The organism is Paenibacillus septentrionalis (assembly GCF_042659865.1).
Taxonomy (GTDB): domain Bacteria; phylum Bacillota; class Bacilli; order Paenibacillales; family Paenibacillaceae; genus Pristimantibacillus; species Pristimantibacillus septentrionalis.
Genome location: NZ_JBHSTE010000004.1, coordinates 449,309 through 471,511 on the forward strand (window position 1 = coordinate 449,309; position 22,203 = coordinate 471,511).

A 22,203-nucleotide genomic window follows, 5' to 3' on the forward strand; every position below is an offset into this window, starting at 1 on the left:
GGGACGTGAATCTGCATGTCGCTGCAAAAAAAATTGATCATGGCTTTTGTAGGGTTAATTATCGCTCCCCTGCTCGTGCTGGGGACGATTTCCTACGAATATATCTCTAATCGCACTGCATCGGGCTACGCCGAATCGACTGAGCTTACACTGCGCGCTTTGCTGCTCAGTGTAGATCAAGTATTTAAAGATATGAACAACGTGACGGACAGCACGATCGCAAGTCGAGCGATTCAAGAGGCATTGAACAATTTGCAGAGTGCAGAACTAGACCAGGTCAATTACTTGGAGCTTAATGCTATTCAGCGCAACTTTAGAGAACTGCTCGTCAATCACCCCTCTGTTAGCTACGCCTTTATGTACACGCTTGAGCAGCAAAATGTGCATAAGCTTTTTTCCAAAGCGAGCTTTACCCCACTTACCTTCGATGAGTTTACAAAATTACCGATCTATCAAGAAGTGATTAATCGAGACGGGCTGCCCGTATGGATTGGTCCATACGAGCATACCGAGCTTACAGGCAGTGATCAGGTTTTTACGCTTGCTAGAGTTGTTAAAGATATCGATACACTAGAAAACAAAGGGATCCTGCTCGTTCAAATTCGCAACTCTGATTTGGAAGCGATTTTTCGCTATTTCCGCTATAAGCAAGAGCATACGAAATATATGATTGTTAATGCAGAAGGACTTGTGATGTATGACAGCAATGGACAGCTGGAGCAGCGTATGCTTTCGGAGCTTATGCCTCGGCTTAAGGAGGATGATCGCAATTACAGCAAGAGAGGAAGCTTTCAGGATGTAGATTCAATTGTTTCGGTTATCTCTTTCGATCATTATGAAGGTTGGCGGCTAATTGCCGTAACGCCATGGAGTGTCATTGCAGGAGAGATCATGTGGATTGCAGTAGCAGTATCATCCTTAATCGGTCTATGCATGCTGCTAGCCTGTGTCTTTATCGTATATATTGCCCGTCGCATTACGAAGGCAATTATTGATTCCGTCAAGGTTATGCGCGAGGTCGAACTAGGCAACTTGAAGGCAAGAGTCGAGGTTCGGGGCAACGATGAAGTTGGTCTGCTCACGCGAGGAACCAATCGACTAATTTATCGGTTAGAGCAGCTGATAGCCGAGCTAAAGGAACAGCATGAACGGAAGCGGCTGGCAGAGATGCAGGCGCTTCAAGCTCAGATCAAGCCGCATTTTTTATTTAATACGTTAGAATCGATTAATGTACTCGCGATGCAGAATCAAGGCAAAAAGGTGAGCCAGATGGTGACCAGACTGGGCAATTTGCTGCGCATCAGCATTCAGCAGCAGGAGGAAATTACAATTGAACAGGAGCTCGCTCATGTGCGAAGCTACCTGGATATTCAAGCCTTTCGGTTCGAGGAGCTTTTTGATTATGAAATTACGTTGGATGAGGGGCTGCGTCATGAGCTGACGTTAAAGCTTTCGCTGCAGCCGCTTGTTGAAAATTGCATTCAGCATGGATTCGAGGGCATATCGTATCTAGGCAGGATTCGAATTAGTATTACAGGCGATGAGGAGCGCATTTACTTTAGAGTCGAGGACAACGGAATAGGCATGACCCCGTCTCAAGTAGAGCAGTTCACTTATAGAACGGCTCCTTTGGCCAGATACGACAATACCCCGGAATACGGAGAACGCAGAAGCATTGGCGTGCGAAATGTAGCCGATCGAGTGCGTTTGCGCTATGGATCACCATATGGATTAATGATATGCAGCCGACCAGGCTATGGAACCATCATTCAGGTAACGATACCGAAAAGAAAGGGTGGGGGCGAACATGAGATTGAAGGCGTTGTTGGTTGATGATGAGATCAATATATTGCGCAATTTGCAGCAGGTGCTGCCATGGGAGGCAGAGCAGGTCGAGCTTGTTGGAATGGCGAAGAACGGTGTTCAAGCAATGGAAATGGTGCATGCTCATCAGCCTCATCTCATTTTTTGTGATATTCGGATGCCTATTATGGACGGAATCGCATTTCTGCAAGAGTTAAGAGATGTAGATGAAGAGGCAGAGGTCATTATGCTTACTGGCTATCAGGAGTTCGAATATGCACGCTCTGTGCTTCGGTTTCGCGTAATGGATTATGTATTGAAGCCGATCGACTATGATGCGCTGGAGCAGCTGTTCATTAAGGCGACTCAGCACATTCGAGGCAAGCTTGCAGAAAGCAGAAGAAGCAATGAAGTGCTGCATCGAATGCAGGATATCGCTTTTGAAAAGGTGCTGCTTGATTATATTCATGGCTTTCATCGTGAAGGAAAGCAGCATGTTCATCACGAGGGGTTTGAGCTGCAGACGAAGGCAGTACTGTTCGCACTTGAAAGTACTCAGTTACCGCTAACAGCAAATTTGCTGAACGCATTTGCGCCTGTGTTGAAGGAGTTGGGGCAGCATCTCGATGGTCGCACCTGTATGATGCATGTAGGAGATCGTTTTTGGGCTGTGCTGCTAATAGGCAGTCTGGGCTACGTCGATAATGAGCAGCTTAAGCAAATGATGGAGAAGCTCAGTGAGCCGTACAGTGGACAGACAGGGCTGACGATTGCGGCTTATGAGCGTGTAGTAGATCTGGGAGAGCTTCATGACGTCTGGACAAGGCTGTGCAGAGAGCTTTCGTTCGCCAAGCAGCGCTATCTCATTGTGGGTGAGGAGGATAATGTGCAGTATTGCAGCAATGACCAGAAGGTGTGGCAATGCACGGACGATTGCATCGCGGCAATCAAGCATTTGGATCTAGCAGCTGCAAGAAAAAGTCTTCATCAGCTTAATCAGCTGCTTCGCGAGCATTCCTCACAATCGCTGCAGCAGGTAGAAAAGCTGATAAATGCAGTCATCGTATATATGCTTCGTGAGCTGCGGCGGTTTGACGCCATCAGCCTAACGATGGAGGAAGAGATCTGGCAGCAGTTAAAAGGCACGTGTAAGCTGCAGGAGCTGATCGTTCTTATCTCCTGTATGGTAGAGGCAGCTTTTTCTGAGCATGTCAATAAGCGACCGCAAGTATCCATTCATGTCGCGAAGGATTATATTGAATCGCACTTGTCGAAGGATATAGCGGCAGAGGAGGTTGCACTTTATTTGAATATTAGCGTGAGCTATTTTAGTACAATTTTTAAGCAGCATTACGGAATGACCTTTATTGATTTTGTTACGCAAACTCGCATTGAACGTGCCAAGTCGCTGCTGAGAATGACGAAAAAAAGCATATCTGATATTGCCAGAGCTGTAGGCTATACAGAGCGAAGATATTTTAATAAAGTGTTTCAAAAGCGCGAAGGAATGCTGCCTTCTGAATATCGCGAGCGATATGCGCTAGGAAATGAGGGGATAAAGCATGCATAGCGAGCTAAGTCAAATGACATTGAGACAGAAGCTTGGCCAGGTCGTTATGTTTGGCTTCGATGGACTAAGTGTTCCATCACATGTGAAACAATTATTCCGAGACTATCATCTTGGCAACGTCATATATTTTCGGCGTAATGTTTCAGATAACAAGCAGATTGCCGCATTGTCGCGCGAGCTGCAGGAGCAATCCTCGCAGTACAATCCGATCCATTTGTCGATTGCGATTGATCAGGAAGGTGGAATGGTTGCGCGGATTGATCGAGATGTGACCGTCATGCCGGGACAGATGACGCTTGGAGCAGCTGGCAACTCGCAATATGCCTATGATGCAGGAAGAATATCAGGTATGGAGCTGGCACAGCTAGGCATCACGATCAACTTTGCCCCTGTGCTGGATGTAAACAACAATCCGCTTAATCCGGTAATCGGCATTCGTTCCTTCGGCGAGCATCCTGAAAAAGTTGCAGAGCTTGGCATAGCCATGCTGAGCGGCTATCAGGAGATGGGCGTTGCGGCATGTGCCAAGCACTTTCCTGGCCACGGTGATACGACGGCAGATTCGCATGAGGAGCTTCCAGCTGTACTGCATGATCTAGAGCGACTGCATCGCATCGAGCTTGTACCCTTCAAGGCCGCAATCGCAGCTGGAGTAGAGCTTATCATGACTGCGCATGTGCAGTTTCCTGCGCTGGAGCCTGACGGTAAGCCTGCAACGATATCGCACGCTGTGTTGACTGAGCTTCTCCGCAATGAGCTCGGATTCGAGGGCGTCATTGTAACGGATTGCTTGGAGATGAACGCGATATCTATGGGGATCGGTGTTGGAGCGGGAGCAGTTGAAGCATTCCAGGCAGGCGCTGACTTAATTTTGGTAAGCCATCGTCTCGACCGCCAATTGGAGGCTTATCATGCACTGGAGCAGGCTGTGCTGCAAGGGGAAATTAGCGAAGAGAGGCTAAATGAATCCGTTGCCCGTATTCTGAAGATGAAGAACAGGCAGCAGCTTAATATGCAGCAGGCGCAAGCCCAACATGGATTTTTACTGATTGGTGATCTTCAATCGGTTGCACATTGTCAGCACATGATGGAGCAGGCTGTAACGCTTGTTCAAGATGAATCGCAGCATTTGCCGTTAGCACCAGCTGTGCAAACCTTAGTCATTTGGCCTGAAGTGCGCAGCTCGACGCAAGTGGATGAGGTAATTGAGCAGCAGCTTACGCTTGGCAAGCAGCTTAGGCAGCTCGGGCTACATGTCGCTGAGCTTGTTATTGGAACGGAGCCTACTAATGATGAGCAGGATGCTGCTCGTTCCCTGCTGCAGCAGGGTAGATATTCGCAAGTTGTTTTCGGTATGTATAATGCTTCTGCCTCCGCCGGGCAGGCTGAGCTCGTTCGGCTCCTGTCGAAGCTCACTGATCAGATGCAAATCATAACGGTGTTTGTTTCCTTGCGCAACCCATACGACATTTCCTTGCTGCGCAGTCATGACACGTACGTATGCGCCTATGAAAATCGTCCTATGATGCTAAGAGCACTTGGGCTTGCGTTGATTGGCAGTATTCCGTTTCGCGGAAAGCTCCCGGTACAACTGACACTATAATCAGTAGGTTATTGTTTATGATTAAACATAATAGCTGAACAAAGAAGCGAATCGTCCCCGTGATGGTTCGCTTCTTCGCGTATGTGCAGATTAAGTCTATTCGTTACGTGTTACATTTGTTTTCGGTAGTAGATTAGTAGATTAGTATATTAGTAGATTAGTAGTTTCATATTGTGAATGGTTAGCTTTAGCATATTCAATTCTTTTCATAGTTTGCTATACTTAGTAAGCAGAATAAAAGAGAGATGGAGGCAGACACATGATCAAAAGAATATTGGTTCTCTTTCTAGCGTTACTAGTAATGGTTTTACCTGGCTATGCTACTCTAGCATCGGCCGATGGAAGCAAGCTAATAGCGACTAGTACAAAAAGCACGATAAAATTGGATCGCAGCCATGTTTGGCTTCAAGGGTACAATATCCAGTACTCCAATTACTTTAAGCTTCGAGATGTAGCAGCGGCATTTGCACATACGCCAAGCGCATTTAATGTAAAATGGAACAGTAAGGCGAATGCAATTGAGATTGTAAGCGGTGAAGCGTACACGGAGTCTTCTGACAATAATGCTTACTATCTGCCAGTAACGAATGCTTTGCCTACTACCGCTTCGATTATCGTAGATGGCAAGCCTTATAATATGAAGGCCTACACGATAAACAATTATACATATTTTCAATTAAGAGATTTGGCTAGTATTTCTGACTTTAATATTCAGTACGATCAAGCAGAGGATGTCATCTATTTGACTTCAAAATGGGTAGAAGAAAGCTATCCTACATTGAGCAATCAAGTGTTAAGAAGCAATGCTTTGACGAGCAGCTATACACGCTGGGCAGACCCTGTCCATCACTACACTTATACAAATGATGATGGAACCGTAACGACGGTTGATGCGCAGGACAAGCTATATATCCATCATTATAGCGGCGACTACAAGCTGATTGGTTCTACGGTTCTGCCATTGGAGCTGCCGCGTTTTGGGGCGTTTTACAGCGGCAAAACGTACAATTATGTCGTATATGGACAAAATAACGAAACTGAGGACAATAAGGCGGAAGTAATTCGACTTGTGAAATACGACAAGAAATTTAATCGAATTGGTAGTGTGGCAGTCCGTGATGCTTACACGGTCAAGCCTTTTGATGCAGGCTCGGTCAGATTAGCAGAGCAGGGTAATTTGCTCGTGCTGCATACCGCTCGTTTACGCTATATGACAGAAGATGGACTGAATCATCAATCTCAGCTTACCGTACTATTTGATACTGAAAAGATGCAGGTTGTGAATGATCTAGGGCGTTTTCAAAAAAATCATGTCAGTCATTCCTTTGATCAGTATGTGCTGTTTGATGGAGACAGCCACGTACTGCTGGATCATGGTGATGCATATCCGAGATCGCTTGTTATTAGCAAGGGAGACGGCAACAGCTACGTTGAGCGTGATGTTGTAAACATTCCTGGTCAAATTGGAGCGAATATGACGGGAGTATCGATTGGGGGATTCGAAAAGTCATCCTCTTCTTATCTTGTCGCTTATAATACAATTGACCACTCAAAAGCGTATAATTACACCAGCTTTACGATTTCAGGAGCATCTAACGCGCATCGAGATATTAAAATAGCGGCTGTACCAAAAAATGATGTTGCAAATGGTAAGATTCATTATGAGCATATTGCCACTTATATCAATACAGATAAAACAGCCTCTATTCCACGCCTTGTCCGAATTCATGATCAGAAATTCATGCTGTTATGGCAGGAGTTTGACCGTGAGGGGTCAAGTCGCAGCAGTGCATTAAAGTATGTATATATTGATGCAAACGGTAAAAAAATCGGTCAGACCAAGCAGCTTGACTATTTCAAGCTAGCGGACATGCAGCCGGTTGTAGCCAACAATGACGTGGTATGGTTTGTTAATAATGATAAGGATAAAACATTTTATACCGTTCCAATTGAATAAAAAAAAGCTGATGCTGAAGGGGGCGCTTCAAATCCCCTTGCAGCATCAGCTTTTTTTTAGACGAGCTTATGACGATACCATTTGTCTCCTCTATAGCGCATATAGAAAATAATGCCTCGAATTGCCCATTCCCCGATCATCGCGATCCATACGCCGAGTACACCCAACTGCAGCGTAATGCCCAGTATATAGCCAAGAATGACTCGGAACAACCACATCGTAAGCAGCGAAGCAATCGAGGTGAATTTTGAATCACCTGCTGCCCGAAGTGCTGAAGGAAGAATAAAGCTGAACGACCAAACGATTGGCTGGGCAATAGATAAAATAAGAATAAGCTGTAAAATATCAGGCACAATCTCATCAGGTGGCGAGTACAGGCCGACCAAAGCAGGGAAAATCGCTAGTAGTATTACGGTTATGATGATAAAAAATATGCTGGAAAGCCATAGGAACGATCGGATAAATTTACGAGCATCCTCGATTTCACGTCTCCCGATACATTGCCCGACAACGGTCACAATCGCTACACTCAACGTGCTGCCACCGATCTGGAACAGCATTGATAATGAGCTGCTGATTGCATTGACCGTTATGGCAAGTGTGCCAAGCTGGACGATAAAGGTTTGGGTTAACAGCTTGCCTCCGTTAAAAAATAGCTGTTCTGCTGCAAAAGGCAGTCCGATAAACATAATTTTTTTCAGTAAGGACAGCTGTGGCTTGAATAGATTGCGCCAATTGATTTGCAGAACGTGGCTCATTTTGAATAAGTAAAAGATTGCTACAGCAGCGCCAACAATGCGTGCTGCAATATAAGAGATAGCTAGCCCTAGCACGCCAAGGTCCATGACCGTTAGGAACAATAGATTCAGTAGAAAGTAAGTAAGATTCAATATAACCGACAGCATCAGGCATGCTTTTGTCTCTGATACGCCCCGCAGCACACCAACGATCCCTTGATAGATTGCGAAGAACGGAAAGGATATGCTGCTGCCGATTAAGAACAGCTTCGCATTTTCAAGCACGTCGGCATCCGCACTGCCGAACAATCCATGAAGCAGCTGCGAATGGAACAAGATGATAAGCATACAGAGTGCAATTGAAATGACCGTGACCGATGAAATGGCCTGCGCCGCAGCCTGGGAGGCCTGTTCTCTGTTCCTGCTCCCAATATATTGCGCGACGATGACTGTACCCCCTGTTGCAATCGCAATAAATATGCTGACAACAAACATATTAAGCGAATCTACTACGCTGACTGCGCTCACTGCAGCTATACCTGAGGAACTGATCATCGCAGTGTTGAGAATGCTGATAAGTACGATGAAGGCGGAATCAATAAAAATCGGAATGATTAGAGAAAAGATTTGCTTGGATTTTAACGTATTCCCTGAAAAGTGATGCTGTAACAGGGAGCTTATCTTTGTAATCATACGGTTGTCATCTCGATTCTGTCATCTATTATTTTTAGAATTGATCCATTATAGCATGCGTATGCTGGAGCGACATTCGATTATATCTGTCATATGCAAATGATTAGCGGGGTTTGAGAGAGATAATAGCTTGCAAGCTCCTTTAATCATAGCTTCCCTCACGATTTCAACCTTATTTTGTTAAAAACGTGTAAAGATCGACCTTGATAGGCAGGTAAGGCTTGAAAATAATTACCTTAATTGATATATTTAATATGAAAATAATTTTCAGACCTTAAGGAGGTTTCAGCCTGTGGTATCTTCAACATTTACAAAACAATATGCGATTGGCATCGATATTGGCGGGACGAAAACACTTGTTGCATGTATTGATGCAGAAGGTCGAATTGCTGATAAGATTGAATTTCCGACAAATCCGCAGACAGGCGTGGAAGATGTGCTTCAACGCTTGCAGGAGGCGGTTGCTCAGTTGATTGCACAGATGCAGCAGCCATCTACGCTAAAAGGGATTGGAATTGCTACTGCCGGCGTTATTGATTCAAAGCGCAAGCTTATTTTATACGCATCCAATCTTGGCTGGACAAATGTAGATGTTGGCACAGTGCTTGAACAACGCTTTAACGTGCCTGTTATGCTTGGCAATGATGCGAATTTGGCGGCAGTCGCGGAGTATGTCTGGGGAGCTGAAAAACAGGTAAGCGACCTGATTTATATAACGGTGAGCACAGGTATAGGCGCTGGCATTATTAGCGGAGACCAGCTTGTAAAGGGAGCTTCGGACAGTGCAGGCGAGTTTGGTCATATTACGATGGATCTGAAAGGTAAGCCGTGCTCCTGCGGTAATGTAGGCTGCCTCGAAACATATTGCTCTGGAACAGCTATCGCTCGAATCGCCAATGAACGTCTAGCACCTCTTAATAATGGAGATGCTTGGAGCAGCAAGGCCGTTCTTGATGCAGCACATGCTGGCGACCAATCGGCTTGTGACATTATTGATGAAGCTGCTTTTTACTTGGGCAACGGCCTCGTGTCGCTCATTCATTTGTTTAATCCATCACAGCTGATTTTCGGCGGAGGTGTGATGAGTACAGAAAATCGATTGTACGAGCAAGTTCAGCACGTTGTTGCAGAGCGCTGCTTGCCAGGTATGTATAAAGAGGTATTGTTCCGCAGAACAGCACTTGGAAAAGAAATTGGAGTACTAGGCGCAGCAGGACAGTTTTTCATGTAATCTTTGCTTTGCGTTAGGAGGGATTGGCTATGAGTCTGTTGCAGGCAATTAAGGATAGTGTGCCAGGCTTGTCTCCGCAGGAAACGAAGCTTGCCAGCTATATTTTGCAGCAGCCGCGAGAAGCGGTTCAGATGACGATTACAGAGCTTGCCAAGCTGTCAGGGAGCAGTACGGCAACGATATCAAGATTTTGCCGCTTGTTTCAGGTAGACAATTTCAGTGAGTTTAAGATGAGACTTGCAATGGAGCTTGCGGAGGAGCCGGCAGGCAACACGTATCAGGACATTGTTGCAGGTCAGTCGCTTGACCACATTGTGTCTGCGATTACAGCGAATCACATGCGCTCGGTATCGGATACGGCAAAGCTGCTTGATTACGGCAAGCTGAGAGAAGCCATTGACGCTTTGCATCATGCGAAGCGGATTGACTTGTACGGTACAGCAACCTCTGGTGTAGTCGCAGAAGACTTTTATCAGAAGCTGATTCGTATCGGCAAACCTGCTGCTGTGTTTTCTGATCCGCATATGCAGCAAACATCAGCTGCTTCGTTGTCGTCAGGTGATGTAGCAATCGGATTTTCATATTCTGGCGAGACGCCGGAAACGATTAGCGCCTTGAGCAGTGCTGCTGAGCATGGAGCGACCACGATCTCCGTGACGAAGCAAGGAGTCAACACACTCGCTGGCATTGCTCAAATTAGCCTGTTCATTTCTTCATCTGAAGCAGGCATGCGTCGCGGTGATATGGCTTCACGGATGGCACAGCTGCATTTGGTAGATATATTATTTGTTGGCTTGGTAAGTGAGTATTTTGATAGCTATGTTCCGAAGCTGGAGCGTTCCTATCAAGTTGTAAAACGGTTTATGAAGCAAAAGGGAGGAGAATCAAGATGAACATTATTACATTTGACTCTGAAGCAAAGCTGAATGAAGCGGCTGCTCGTATTATTACTGGTATTGTGCAGACGAATCCTTCCGCTGTACTTGGCTTGGCGACAGGAGGTACGCCAGTCGGGATTTACAAGCAGCTTGTCCATGATTACAACGAGGGGCTTGTCAGCTTTAAGAAGGTGACAACGTTCAACCTCGATGAGTATGTTGGGCTGGCTCCAGATCATCATCAAAGCTATAGCTATTATATGCGCGAAAATCTATTCAACCATGTTGATGTCGATGCATCACGCACCAATATTCCATCTGGTCTGGCAAGTGACCTAGTTGAAGAATGCAGCCGATATGATCAATTGATTCAGGCAGCAGGTCGAATCGATATTCAGTTGCTCGGTCTAGGTCATAACGGACATATCGGGTTTAATGAACCCGAAGAGGAGCTGTCGAGCGGTACCCATGTTGTTGAGCTGGCTGAAGAAACGAAACAAGCGAATGCTCGTTTCTTTAGTGAAGGCGAGCAAGTTCCAAGTCAAGCGATCACAATGGGCGTCGGTACGATTCTGAAGGCCAAAACGCTTCTGCTTGTGGTAAAAGGTAAGGATAAAGCGGAAATTGTAAAACGGGCATTGACTGGACCAATTACAACAGATGTTCCTGCATCGCTGCTGCAAACCCATCCGCAGCTAACGGTTCTGGTTGATCAGGCAGCAGGGAGCTTATTGCCATGACGTATACGGTATATCGCAACGTACAGGTTGTTCTCGAGCAGCAGCTTGTTGAGAACGGCTGGGTAGTCTTGCAGAATGATCGAATTGCCGCAATTGGAGCAGCTGATCAACAGCTGCCTGAGCTTCCTGCAGATGTGAACGTGCTGGACGGCGCGGGCGGATACCTCGTTCCGGGGTTTATCGATATTCATGTTCATGGCGGAGCAGGCGAGGACTTCATGACGGCCGAGCAGGAACAGCTCGATACGATTACGAAGTTTCATATGGAGAACGGAACGACCGCGATGCTGGCAACAACGGTGACTGGTGCGTTTGAGCATTTGAATGCGGTGCTGGATGCTGTTCAAGATTATCAACGCAAGCCGATGCCGTATGCGCAGCTGGTTGGGGTGCATCTTGAAGGTCCCTTCGTCAATCCGAAATGGAAGGGCGCTCAGAATGAAAGCTACATGATTCAGCCGCAGCTGTCGTGGCTGGATGCATGGACAAAAAGCTATCCAGGCATTATTAAGCTGCAAACACTTGCGCCTGAGATCGAAGGAGCAGCGCCTTATATTGCTGCATTGAAGCAGCATGGCATTGTCGCTGCTTGTGGTCATACCGATGCGCGATATGAGGATGTACAAGCTGCAGTACAGCACGGCTTGTCTCATGCTGTTCATACGTTTAATGCGATGACTGGATTGCATCACCGTCAGCCCGGAACAGTAGGCGCAGTATTAACGATGCCTGAGATCACGGCCGAAATTATTGCAGATGGCGAGCATGTCAATCCTATAGCGATCAAAGTATTGCTGCTGGCAAAAGGTACAGAGGGCATTGTACTTGTGACGGATGCCATGTCTGCGGCAGGTATGCCTGACGGAGAGTATATGCTAGGTGAGCTGCCAGTTGTCGTTAAGGATAATATTGCACGGTTGAAGGATGGAGGAAGCTTGGCAGGCAGTACGCTGACAATGATACGAGGCTTTCACTATATGATTGAAACACTTGGTGCTTCAATCGTTGAAGCGAGCCGCATGGCCAGCCTCAATCCTGCAAAAGTTATTGGACTGGAGCAGCATTATGGCAGCATTGCAGTCGGCAAGCGCGCTGATTTGCTGCTGCTTGATCAGGAGCTTGCTATTCAAGCGGTTATGATCGGCGGCTCAGTTCGGGTAGAAAAGTAAGCCTAATCCAACATTCCTGCAATACTACTATAAATAACTGAACTTATATAAATGAATCAGGGGATATGTACGCCATGTACATATCCCCTGATTTTGTGATGCGCGCTCGATCCGCTACGGCGTGAAGCTGTGTTCATCCTCTGCCTTCCCATGATCAGGCTTTTTACGCGTTGTGTGCAGCTCTGCGTATGCGTCGAAGAAAAAGCTTCGTTTCTCCTTGCTGAATAGCACAATCAGCACATGGATCGCGAGAATGACAACGATCATAAAGGAGATGAACCAGCCGAGCAGATTGAATACGATCGCAAGTAAATCGTTCGATGCATCAATATCTGCCTGGGCGCTTGCTAGAATTTGAGCTGCAAAATGAATTGCATAGACAAGGAAGAAGGCTAGCATTCGTTTTGTCAGCTTCCTTTCGAGCCGCGGATGCGTATAGCGGTATCGCATAAATTTGCTGCCTATCGTCTGACCATGCCACAGCACTGGAATGACCAAAAGGAACAATATCAGCATGATGGTATGAATAATAAGCATGCTCCATATATCAATAAGCTTCAGCAGAGATGCAGCAAGATAGGAAGCGCCCTGAATCAACAGCACATCAGTTAGTGCGGCTAGCAAAACGGGCATATTGCGAACCTCGTCTTTTTCCAATAACTGCATCGCTTTTTCCTGAATGCTGGTACGCGTAGGGAATAACGCCAACAGAATAGGCGCAAAGAAAAAGCCAAGGATCCCTCCAACTGTATTAAGCATTAGATCATCGACATCAAACAATCGGTACGCACAATCATAAATGCCGTATATGCCAGTTAATTGAGTGACTTCATAGATGAGTGTAACAATAAACGTAAGCAGCAGCGCCTTGCCCCATGCTTTGCGCGTTTGGAAGAAATATCTCAGATATACCCCAAGCGGCATTAACAACAGCAGATTGAAAAACGCTTGAAAAAAAGCCCGGTCTTTTAGCAAGTTAATATAGGTCGACGGGCTGCTCCATACGACATTCGTTTCACGAATCAGGTCCTTTACAAATTGAAATGGAACGAGCGAATACGCTGATCTGCCCGCGCCTGGCGCAATACAATTGTTACGCGTATCTGGAAGCGGCAGCATTGTCAGCAAAAAGGCTGCCAAAAAATAAAAGATAAAGGAAAAAACGATAAGCGTTGATGAAATAGGAAAGTATCCGAGCTTGCGATAGATATAGACAAGCCAAGGGATGAAGCTCAACACTGCAATAACTAAGAAGATAAGCAGGGCAACACCTATCGGTTGAACATAATCGAGCACATCAGCGTTCCTTTCTAATAAAAGAATTCTTTCACATTATAGTACAACAACGCTGCAAAAGCGCAAAAGCTTCCAAAAATGTAAGGGATTCGTCTGCTTATTCCAATGACAAACAAGCTGCCCTATTGTGCAAAAACACAATAAGACAGCTCGTTAAAATGGTACGTGATATGCTGTTGCTGCTAGCTAGACGCTCGCTGCTGTACGCTGGTGAATCTCAATCAGCTCTTGCGCATTAAGCTCTTCAGTAGAGGAATACGTATGATGCGCATGAGGGAAGTGATCCTTATTGCCAATCGCTATCGCTGTCATATTTGCAGCTAGAATAGCATCTACACCAGCAACGGCATCCTCTACACCGACGCAAGACTGTGGTTTTACGCCAAGCTGCTGCGCTGCGGATAGGAAAACCTCCGGGTCAGGCTTAGAGTTTTTGATCTTTGCAGCATCGACGATAATATCGAAGTACTGCTCCATCTGCAGGTTGCCGATTACTGCGAACGCATTTTTGCTTGCAGAGGCGATCGCTGTTTTAATGCCTCTTGCCTTCAAGTCTTCAAGCAGCGGCAAAATGCCTGGCAGTACATCAGAAGGCTTGATGGAAGCGATCAGCTCTTTATACAACTCATTTTTACGTTCTGCAAGAGCGTGAAGCTCCTCGTCCGTATACTTTAACTCTACTGGCGACAGGCTTAGCAGCAATCGCAGTGATTCAAGACGAGAAACGCCCTTTAGATTTTCATTGAATTCGCGGGTGAAAGGCAGATTAAGCTCATCTCCAATTGCTTTCCATGCAAGATAATGATGCTCCGCCGTATCGGTAATAACGCCGTCCAGATCGAAAATAACAGCTTCCAGTTTCATGAATGAGATCGACTCACTTTCTTACATATTTGATATGTTAAAATCAGCACTAGCTGCTGAACGATTGATTAGGCTGCAGCACAACAGGCTGGTTGAATAGCTCAACGGTAAGCGCCTCGCCTGCAAGTAGTGTCAAGGTAATGCCTGAAGCAGCAACGGTTACTTCAATCGTGCGCTGCTTGTATTGCAGCTTGAATTGATAGTGGTCCCAATCGCTTGGCAGCTTAGGCGCAAGTGACAGCGTATCAGGCTTGATGCGTACACCCGCAAAGCCAAACACAATAGCCATCCACGTTCCGCCCATATTGGCAAGGTGTAGACCATCCTTCGTATTGCCATGCGTATTATCCAGATCTAAGCGTGCTGTTTCCTGGAAGTAATGATACGCTTTTTCATCATAGCCGATTTTTGAAGCCATAATGCTAAATATGCACGTAGACAGCGACGAGTCATGTGTCGTGATCTTCTCATAATAGTCAAAGGATTGCTTGATCGTTTCCAGAGACTGCTGATCTTCCAGCAAGAAATGAGCAAGCACTGTATCAGCCTGCTTACATACCTGATAACGATAAATCGTTAGCGGATGGTAATGCAGCAGAAGCGGGTAGTTTTCTTCAGGCGTATTTTCAAAATCCCATACCTTTTTGCGCAGGAAGGAATCGTCCTGAGGATTAATGCCAAGCGCTTCATCATAAGGCAAATACATGCGTTCAGCAGCATTAGCCCATACTGTAATCTCGTCCGCTGTAAGCTCAAGCTGTTGTATAAGCGCGGCATAGCGTTCAGGGCTGGCCTGTTGCAGCAGCTGCATCGCTTTTGCAGCCCAAGCAAGATTATGCTTAGCCATAGCATTTGTATAATAGTTATTATTGACGCAGCATGTATATTCATCCGGTCCAGTTACTTCATCAATATAGAAGGAGCCTTCATGCTCATGACCGACCTCGATCCATAGCCTTGCTGTTTCAGCGAGAACCTCGCATCCGTAGTCTGCCAAAAAGTCAACGTCTTCGGTAGCCATAAAGTATTGAATATAGCTGTAGGCAATGTCTGCACTAATATGATATTGCGCAGTACCAGAAGGGAAGAAGGACGAGCATTCTGTTCCAGAAATCGTACGCCAAGGATAAAGCGCGCCTTTTGCATGACCCATTTCCTTCGCACGTTGTCTTGCGAACGGCAAAATGTGATGGCGATAGATCAATAGCTGCTTAGCGATGTCAGGCTGTGTGAGCAAGAAGACAGGGGCCATATAAATCTCCGTGTCCCAGAAGTAATGTCCTTCATAGCCTTCACCAGACAATCCTTTAGCCGCGATATTACTGTACTCATCACGACCTGCTGATTGCAGCAGCTGATAAATATTAAAGCGAATGCCCTCTTGCAAGGCTTCATCGTTGGAGATGACAATATCCGAGCGATACCAGAAATCATCCAAATACTGCTTTTGCTCCTTCAGCTGAGCCTCGAAAGAGGAGCTGGAAGCTAGATCAGCAGCTATGTGAATCGCCTGCTGAAGCGACTGCTCACCGTGACGAAGCGTGTCCGTGTAAACATTCCATTTTGTAAAGGATAGCGGACTATTGCTAGAGAAGCTTGCTTTATAGTTGATCTTGTTGCCTTCCGTTACATGCTCTGAGCTAGCAGCTCCGCTATGACTGTAGGCAGCAGCACAGCTCACGGATAGCTTGGAGGTTAACGTTTCATTTTGAACGTAATCTACACCATTTTCCGAGCCTTGTGCTTGTGTTGTGAGCAGCTTAGCATGACCTGAGGCAACGCGTGGATCATTAACTGCCGTATAATTTTCTACGTCGCCTTGTACCGTTGATACGATCGTAATCTCACCGTTTACAGAGATTGGCTCGATCGCAATATCGATTGCGAACAGCTCGCGAGTCTTAAACGATACAAGCCTGCGGAAGCGAAGCTTCAGCTCCTGTCCAGATGGCGATTTCCAATGAATCACACGCTCTGTATAGCCGTCATTCAGCTTCATTTCTCGTGTATAAGAAACAACTTCGCCGGAAAACAGATTAAAATGCTCCTGTGCTGCACCTACATAGATATCGATTCCTTGCGCATCGATTACATTAACCAGCTTCTGCTGAGTAGAAGGGAAGCCATATAGCTTCTCTCCGTAAGGAATGTTGATCACATCATGAAAAGCGTTAAGATAAGTTCCGCGAATGCTTTTACGGCCAGCATAGCCTTCTTCAAAGTTGCCCCGTACGCCTAGATAGCCGTTTCCAAGCGCATAGATGCTTTCCTGATTCAGCAAATCAGCTTCTTCAAGCGATTGATTAATAATTGACCATGTCATACGTATTGCTCCTATTCTGCTTATGATGAAAGAATCTGAATGTGTATATCAAAGCCAGTTGTATTGTTTAGAATGGTTGCATGTGATTGCTGTGTTTCCTGGTCGAGGTATAGATAGAGATCAAGCATGCCAGCTCCGATGCTTAGTCCGACCACATTGACTTCGTCGATTTCCGGCGGAAGATTCGGTGAAAGGAGAATCTGCTTCTTCAGGCCATTCACGCGTAATCCGAGCATCGCTTGCAGCATAATGAAGGCTGTTGCACTAGACCAAGCTTGTGGCGAGCAAGTAGTAGGATAAGGAACAAGACGATTATATTCCTGCTTGCTGTAGCCGCATACGAGCTCGGGGAAGCGCTGCTCAGGCACCTCTGCAGCAATTTTCAGCAGACCTGACACAAGCTGTCTTGCTTCAGCTGCATTTCCGCTGCGAAGCATGCCAAGCAAAATCATTCCATTGTCATGGGGCCAAACACTGCCGTTATGGTAGCTCATCGGATAATAGCCAGTCGATTGATTGCTCATTGTACGAATGCCGTATCCGCTGAACATATCATCAGCCATTAAACGCTTGGCGATCGTACTTGAGAGCTCATCTTCGAGCATAGCTGCAATAAGCAAATGTCCTGGATTGGATGTTATAGACTGAACTGGTTTTAGATCACCATCTAGTGCAATGCTGAAAAATTGCTCATTTTCGAGCCAGAAGTAACGCTTCACTTGCTTCATCAGTGCTGTCGCCTGTTCTTCAAGCTGCTTGCCGCGAGCGTGATCATTCAGCGAGCCGTAGATTTCAGACAAGCCTTGCTTGGCATAGCTGATATAACCCTGCACTTCAATGAGTGCAATAGGGGCTTTAGCCAGCTCGCCATGCTCATGAACGATACTATTGGCCGAATCCTTCCAGCCTTGATTAGGGAAGCCTTGTTCTGCTTCCTGCTTATAGGTCAAGAAGCCAGCTTCATTGCTTTGACTGCGACGATCTATCCATTCGAGCGCTGCATCAATAGTAGGCTGAAGCTCGGCAATAATCGAGGTATCACCGCTCCATTTTACATATTCAACAAGCAGAACGAGAAACAGTGGAGTAGAATCGACACCACCATAATAAGGCGAAAACGGTGATTGCTTCGTGCGCACCAGCTCGCCAAAGCGTATTTCATGCATAATCTTGCCTGGCTCCTCATCACGCCAAGGATTGTATTCCTTTCCTTGATGGGCAGCTAACGTTCGCAGCGTGCCAAGCGCATGAGCAGGGTGGAGCGGCAGCATAAATAACGATGTGATTATGCTGTCTCTGCCAAATACCGTTGCAAACCAGGGCAAGCCGGCTACTGTCGTGCGTCCATAGCCAATATCCGTCTGCAGCATGCGCAGATCCTGAAGGCTTCGATCATATAGCTCATTGAACAATGCATTCGAGCTTGTCATTTTCGTATTAGCGGTCAGCCAGTTGTCGTAGCTGCCAGTAAGCTGCTCTAGTGCCTGCTTATAATCAAGCAGCTCATGTTCATGCTCGCTGGCAGGGTTGCCGAGGCTTGGTCTAATGGCAAGCTGGATGATACGGGATTCACCAGCATCTAGAGAGAGCGTATATTCAAGCTGCTGCTTCTCCTGATCGATCGTCGGGTTACCGTCCCAATGTATGTAGGACTGGCGAAGTACATCGTCCTTGCCCATATATTGAAGCACCATGTGGCTAGGCTTGTAGAGTGTATCAAGTCTTGCACCAACCTCACCAGTGCGATAGCGCCGAACGAGAAACATATCTTGAAAGTCAGCGTCAAACTGCAGCGTTAGCTTAACGTTTTGCTTCGACAGAAAATAGTTGGTGAGGGTGAGCTGCTCATGCAGCACACCCTCATATAAAAAGCTATTGCGTTTAATTTCAATTGCGCCTGTGTCTTTTGTTTCATGCTTTAGCAGCGTTTGCAGCATATAGCTGGCTGATGAACCGTCACCTAGCAGCTCAGGCTGCTCGTCATTGATGAGCAGCTTGTAGCTGCTTAAAAAACGTGTATCCTGCAAGTATAGTCCAAGACCTTCATCATGCTGTGGATCAACATTGCCATAAGTGTCTGTGACATAAAACAATGGTTGCTCCATAATGACTTTATTGCTCATACTAATCTCCTTTACATAGGGAAGGGTCGATTACTTGACCGCTCCAGCTGCGATACCTTTGATGATGTATTTTTGTGCGAAAGCGTAGAATATGACGACTGGAATAATCGTTAAGGTTAGTCCCGCCATTGCCTGGTTCCATACGATCGTGAACTCTCCAAAGAAATAGAAGGTAGATAGCTGAATCGTACGCAAGCCTTTATCAGACAGCACAAGCGAAGGAAGCAAGTAGTCATTCCAGGAAGCAATGACATCAAGGATTGCCACTGTTACCGTAATGCTTTTCAGCAATGGGAATACAATTCTCCAAAACACACCAAATGTGCTGCACCCATCAAGAATTGCTGCTTCCTCAAGTGCGATAGGGATTGATTTAATAAAGCCGTGATATAGGAAGACAGCAATTCCGGCATGGAAGCCAATGTTCATAAAAATAAGACCCTCATGCGTATTCAGCATCGGCAGATGTGTATACGTACGAATCCAGTCCATAACTTGCATTAACGGCATCATTAAGGTTTGGAAAGGGATAAGCATTGTTGCTACAAAAGAGTAGAAAATAATTTTACTCATAACATTGTCTCGACGAACGAGCATCCATGCTGTCATGGAAGAAAGAACAATTACGAAAATAACGGTTGCGATTGTTACATACAAGGAATTCCCAAAAACAGTAAGGAAGTTCATCTTGTTCATCGCAGCTACATAATATTCAAAGCTAAAGCTCGCTGGAAGAGCAAGCACGTTTTCATAAAGCTCTGAACGCGTCTTGAATGAGTTCACCAACATAATATAAATTGGAGACAAAAAGACGAACGAAAGTATAACGATGAGCACAGAGACTACGGAGTTTTTAGCTCTCATTACATTTGCACCTCTCTTCGTTTCGTAATGACAACTTGTGTAATTGTAACGAGTGCGACGATCACAAAGAACATAATCGCTTTAGCCTGACCTAGACCATAGTTGCCGTAGCCAAAGATTTCATTAAAGATATTCATGGCGAATAGCTCAGTCGTATGCATCGGTCCACCGTTCGTTAGGGACAGGTTAACGTCATATATTTTGAATGCGCCAGACAGCGTTAAGAACAAGCAGATCGTAAAGGACGGCATGAGCAATGGAAACACAATTTTCGTCATGCGATGCCACAGATTTGCTCCATCTACTTTAGCTGCCTCCATCACTTCATCGGAAATGCCTTGTATGCCGGCAATATAAATAACCATCGTATATCCAGCCATCTGCCACGTAAACACAATGACAAGTGCAATTAAGGCATAAGTTGGATTAATGAGCCAATTAAAGAAGATGGAGTCTATTCCAGTAATGGAACCAATTTGTTTAAATCCGTCTGTAAAAATAAAGCGCCAAATATAACCTAGGATCAAACCACCTATCAGGTTAGGCATAAACAACAGCGTACGAGCAATATTACTTGTTTTGAAGCCCGCTGTTACAATAAGTGCGAAGATTAAACCAAACAGATTGACGCTAATTAACGCAAATATCGTAAATTTGATTGTATTCCAGGCTGAGGACATAAAGCGTTCATCTTGGAACAAAATCGCATAGTTGTCGAATCCGACAAACACTTTAGGAGTGCTCGGTATACCGTTCCAATTAATAAAGGAATAGTAAATCCCAATTAGAAAAGGGATAACGACGACGACAAGAAAGATTAAAAATAATGGCATTGTGAAGAGACAATACCATAGCTTGCTGTTTTTATTCGACATGGGTACCACCCTTTCTTATGAATTCTTCACAGAAGATATAGAGAAAGCCTAACATCCTTAGAAAGAGTTAGGCTTTCGATATTGAATGTTCGAGCTTATCGAGCAGCTTTTGCCCATACATCTTCAATTTTTTGTAGGAATTGCTCAGGTGTCATTGAAGAGTCAAGGAAAAACTCAGAAGTTAACGGTGCAAGATCGTTAATAATAATACCTTGAGGGAAGTAGTTCAATGCCCAAGGAATTGTATTACCTGATTGTGTAGCCTCAAACACTTCTTGAGAAAGTGGATCTAGGCCAGTCGGGTCGATTGTATTAACGGCAGGGATGAAACCGAAGTCGTTTACAATCGTGTTTTTTCCAGTCTCACTTGTATACATCCAGTTCAAAAATGCGTTAGCTGCAGCAATTTGCTCTTCAGAAGCAGTGTTATTGATAACCCAGCCTGCTGGAATATCTACAGCAAGTTTATCGTTTCCTACAATCGGAAGTGGAGCCATGCCGATTTCGATTTCATCGTAGTCTGCAAGCATACCGTAGCTCCAGTTACCTTGGTGTACGATAGCTGTTTTTCCAGTTGCAAGGTCACCCATTTGTGTATCATACGTAACTTCCATTGGGTTTATGGACGTATTGCGAATTGCATCCATCACTTGAGCGAACTCTTGGAATTCTGCATTATCAGTAAGCTTCACTTCGCCTTTGTTCAGCTGCTCAATGAATGCAACAGGATCTTCTTGAAGGGCGAAAGGTGTGTTAATGATGTGACCAATCAAGAAGTACGCTTCTTGAGACAAGCTTAGACCGTTAACGCCTTCGTTCTTGAATTTCTCAAGAGCAGCAATAAAGGAGTTAGTGTCGGTAGCAGTAGAAGGATCATACAGCTCTTTGTTGTAAACAAGACCGAAGCCTTCAACGCCAGTTGGAACGCCGACGATTTTGCCGTCACTTTCAAGCGCCATGTTTGGAGAAATGTAGGAAGCATATTCCTCATTGCTCATATCGTAGTAGTAAGAAGCGAATTTCGCAGCTTCAGCACCCGGTTGAACGGAGAAGATTGTAGGACCTTCATTAGCAGCAAGCTTCGTTTGCAGCTGTGTAATGTAGGAATCGCCTGCAGATCCCCATACTTCAACTTCATTTCCTGTTTCTTCCTTGTACTTGGAAACAAGATTTTCAAGCGATTCGGCAATTTCAACCTTGCTTTGGAACAACGTAATTTTTGCTTGAGTTGCGCCGCCTTGATTGCCGCCATCGTTCGTGCCAGTTGATGTACCGCCGTTTGTATTGTTGCCACAAGCTGATAGTACAACTAGCATTGCGGACAATAATAAAGCAGCAATTGTTCTTTTCTTCATGGTGATACCCCCAGTTCAGTTCTTTTTAGTACACTTTTATTATATTTAATTATAGTTTGCCGCTTACAGGTGTTATATTCGCCAAAATGAGTAATTTTTGAATCTGTGTTTACAAAAAAACA

16 protein-coding genes are annotated in these 22,203 nt (G+C 45.4%); 8 read left to right on the forward strand and 8 right to left on the reverse strand.

Features of this window, described 5'->3' with window-relative positions; translation table 11 throughout:
• The first annotated feature begins 15 nt into the window (after window positions 1-15).
• From ACFP56_RS13850 to ACFP56_RS13865, 4 genes are all read left to right on the forward strand, one after another.
• A complete protein-coding gene (locus ACFP56_RS13850; RefSeq protein ID WP_379235448.1) occupies window positions 16-1,833 on the forward strand; it encodes a cache domain-containing sensor histidine kinase in 1,818 nt (605 codons plus the stop codon).
• On the forward strand, window positions 1,808-3,373 hold the full coding sequence (locus ACFP56_RS13855; protein WP_379235450.1) for a response regulator: 1,566 nt from the start codon (window positions 1,808-1,810) through the stop codon (window positions 3,371-3,373). Before ACFP56_RS13850 ends, ACFP56_RS13855 begins: the two co-directional genes overlap by 26 nt.
• A complete protein-coding gene (nagZ, locus tag ACFP56_RS13860; RefSeq protein ID WP_379235452.1) occupies window positions 3,366-4,976 on the forward strand; it encodes a beta-N-acetylhexosaminidase in 1,611 nt (536 codons plus the stop codon). The genes ACFP56_RS13855 and nagZ overlap by 8 nt, the downstream gene beginning before the upstream one ends.
• A 259-nt stretch (window positions 4,977-5,235) precedes the next feature.
• The gene (locus ACFP56_RS13865; RefSeq protein ID WP_379235454.1) at window positions 5,236-6,933 is read left to right on the forward strand and encodes a hypothetical protein; all 1,698 of its coding nucleotides are present in this window, start codon (window positions 5,236-5,238) and stop codon (window positions 6,931-6,933) included.
• A gap of 56 nt (window positions 6,934-6,989) precedes the next feature.
• Here the strand turns inward: ACFP56_RS13865 and ACFP56_RS13870 are convergent, their stop codons facing one another.
• Window positions 6,990-8,363: an MATE family efflux transporter gene (locus ACFP56_RS13870; RefSeq protein WP_379235456.1), complete on the reverse strand. Its 1,374-nt coding sequence runs from the start codon at window positions 8,361-8,363 to the stop codon at window positions 6,990-6,992.
• Between the two features lie 292 nt (window positions 8,364-8,655).
• Between ACFP56_RS13870 and ACFP56_RS13875 the strand changes: the two genes are divergently transcribed.
• From ACFP56_RS13875 to nagA, 4 genes are read left to right on the forward strand one after another with little or no spacing between them, the layout of a single operon-like run.
• Window positions 8,656-9,594 (forward strand): ROK family protein, encoded by a 939-nt coding sequence (locus ACFP56_RS13875; RefSeq protein ID WP_379235458.1) that lies wholly within the window; start codon window positions 8,656-8,658, stop codon window positions 9,592-9,594.
• 29 nt (window positions 9,595-9,623) lie between these two features.
• Window positions 9,624-10,487: a MurR/RpiR family transcriptional regulator gene (locus ACFP56_RS13880; RefSeq protein ID WP_379235460.1), complete on the forward strand. Its 864-nt coding sequence runs from the start codon at window positions 9,624-9,626 to the stop codon at window positions 10,485-10,487.
• On the forward strand, window positions 10,484-11,212 hold the full coding sequence (nagB, locus tag ACFP56_RS13885) for a glucosamine-6-phosphate deaminase (protein WP_379235462.1): 729 nt from the start codon (window positions 10,484-10,486) through the stop codon (window positions 11,210-11,212). The genes ACFP56_RS13880 and nagB overlap by 4 nt, the downstream gene beginning before the upstream one ends.
• Window positions 11,209-12,381: an N-acetylglucosamine-6-phosphate deacetylase gene (gene nagA, locus ACFP56_RS13890; protein WP_379235464.1), complete on the forward strand. Its 1,173-nt coding sequence runs from the start codon at window positions 11,209-11,211 to the stop codon at window positions 12,379-12,381. The genes nagB and nagA overlap by 4 nt, the downstream gene beginning before the upstream one ends.
• A 114-nt stretch (window positions 12,382-12,495) precedes the next feature.
• Here the strand turns inward: nagA and ACFP56_RS13895 are convergent, their stop codons facing one another.
• The 7 genes from ACFP56_RS13895 to ACFP56_RS13925 form a co-directional block, all read right to left on the reverse strand.
• Entirely contained in the window at window positions 12,496-13,677 is a 1,182-nt protein-coding gene (locus ACFP56_RS13895) for a VanZ family protein (RefSeq protein ID WP_379235466.1), read from the reverse strand.
• Window positions 13,678-13,863: 186 nt separating this feature from the next.
• On the reverse strand, window positions 13,864-14,541 hold the full coding sequence (gene pgmB, locus ACFP56_RS13900) for a beta-phosphoglucomutase (protein WP_379235469.1): 678 nt from the start codon (window positions 14,539-14,541) through the stop codon (window positions 13,864-13,866).
• A gap of 49 nt (window positions 14,542-14,590) precedes the next feature.
• The gene (locus ACFP56_RS13905) at window positions 14,591-16,864 is read right to left on the reverse strand and encodes a glycoside hydrolase family 65 protein (protein WP_379235471.1); all 2,274 of its coding nucleotides are present in this window, start codon (window positions 16,862-16,864) and stop codon (window positions 14,591-14,593) included.
• A gap of 20 nt (window positions 16,865-16,884) precedes the next feature.
• Entirely contained in the window at window positions 16,885-18,987 is a 2,103-nt protein-coding gene (locus ACFP56_RS13910; RefSeq protein ID WP_379235473.1) for an amylo-alpha-1,6-glucosidase, read from the reverse strand.
• Window positions 18,988-19,017: 30 nt separating this feature from the next.
• Complete coding sequence (locus tag ACFP56_RS13915; RefSeq protein WP_379235475.1) at window positions 19,018-19,851, reverse strand: carbohydrate ABC transporter permease; 834 nt, start codon at window positions 19,849-19,851, stop codon at window positions 19,018-19,020.
• Window positions 19,851-20,726 (reverse strand): carbohydrate ABC transporter permease, encoded by an 876-nt coding sequence (locus ACFP56_RS13920; protein ID WP_379235477.1) that lies wholly within the window; start codon window positions 20,724-20,726, stop codon window positions 19,851-19,853. Before ACFP56_RS13920 ends, ACFP56_RS13915 begins: the two co-directional genes overlap by 1 nt.
• A gap of 95 nt (window positions 20,727-20,821) precedes the next feature.
• Window positions 20,822-22,081 carry a sugar ABC transporter substrate-binding protein gene (locus tag ACFP56_RS13925; RefSeq protein ID WP_379235480.1) on the reverse strand — a complete coding sequence of 420 codons (1,260 nt, stop codon included), beginning with the start codon at window positions 22,079-22,081 and terminating at the stop codon, window positions 20,822-20,824.
• Window positions 22,082-22,203: the final 122 nt, after the last annotated feature.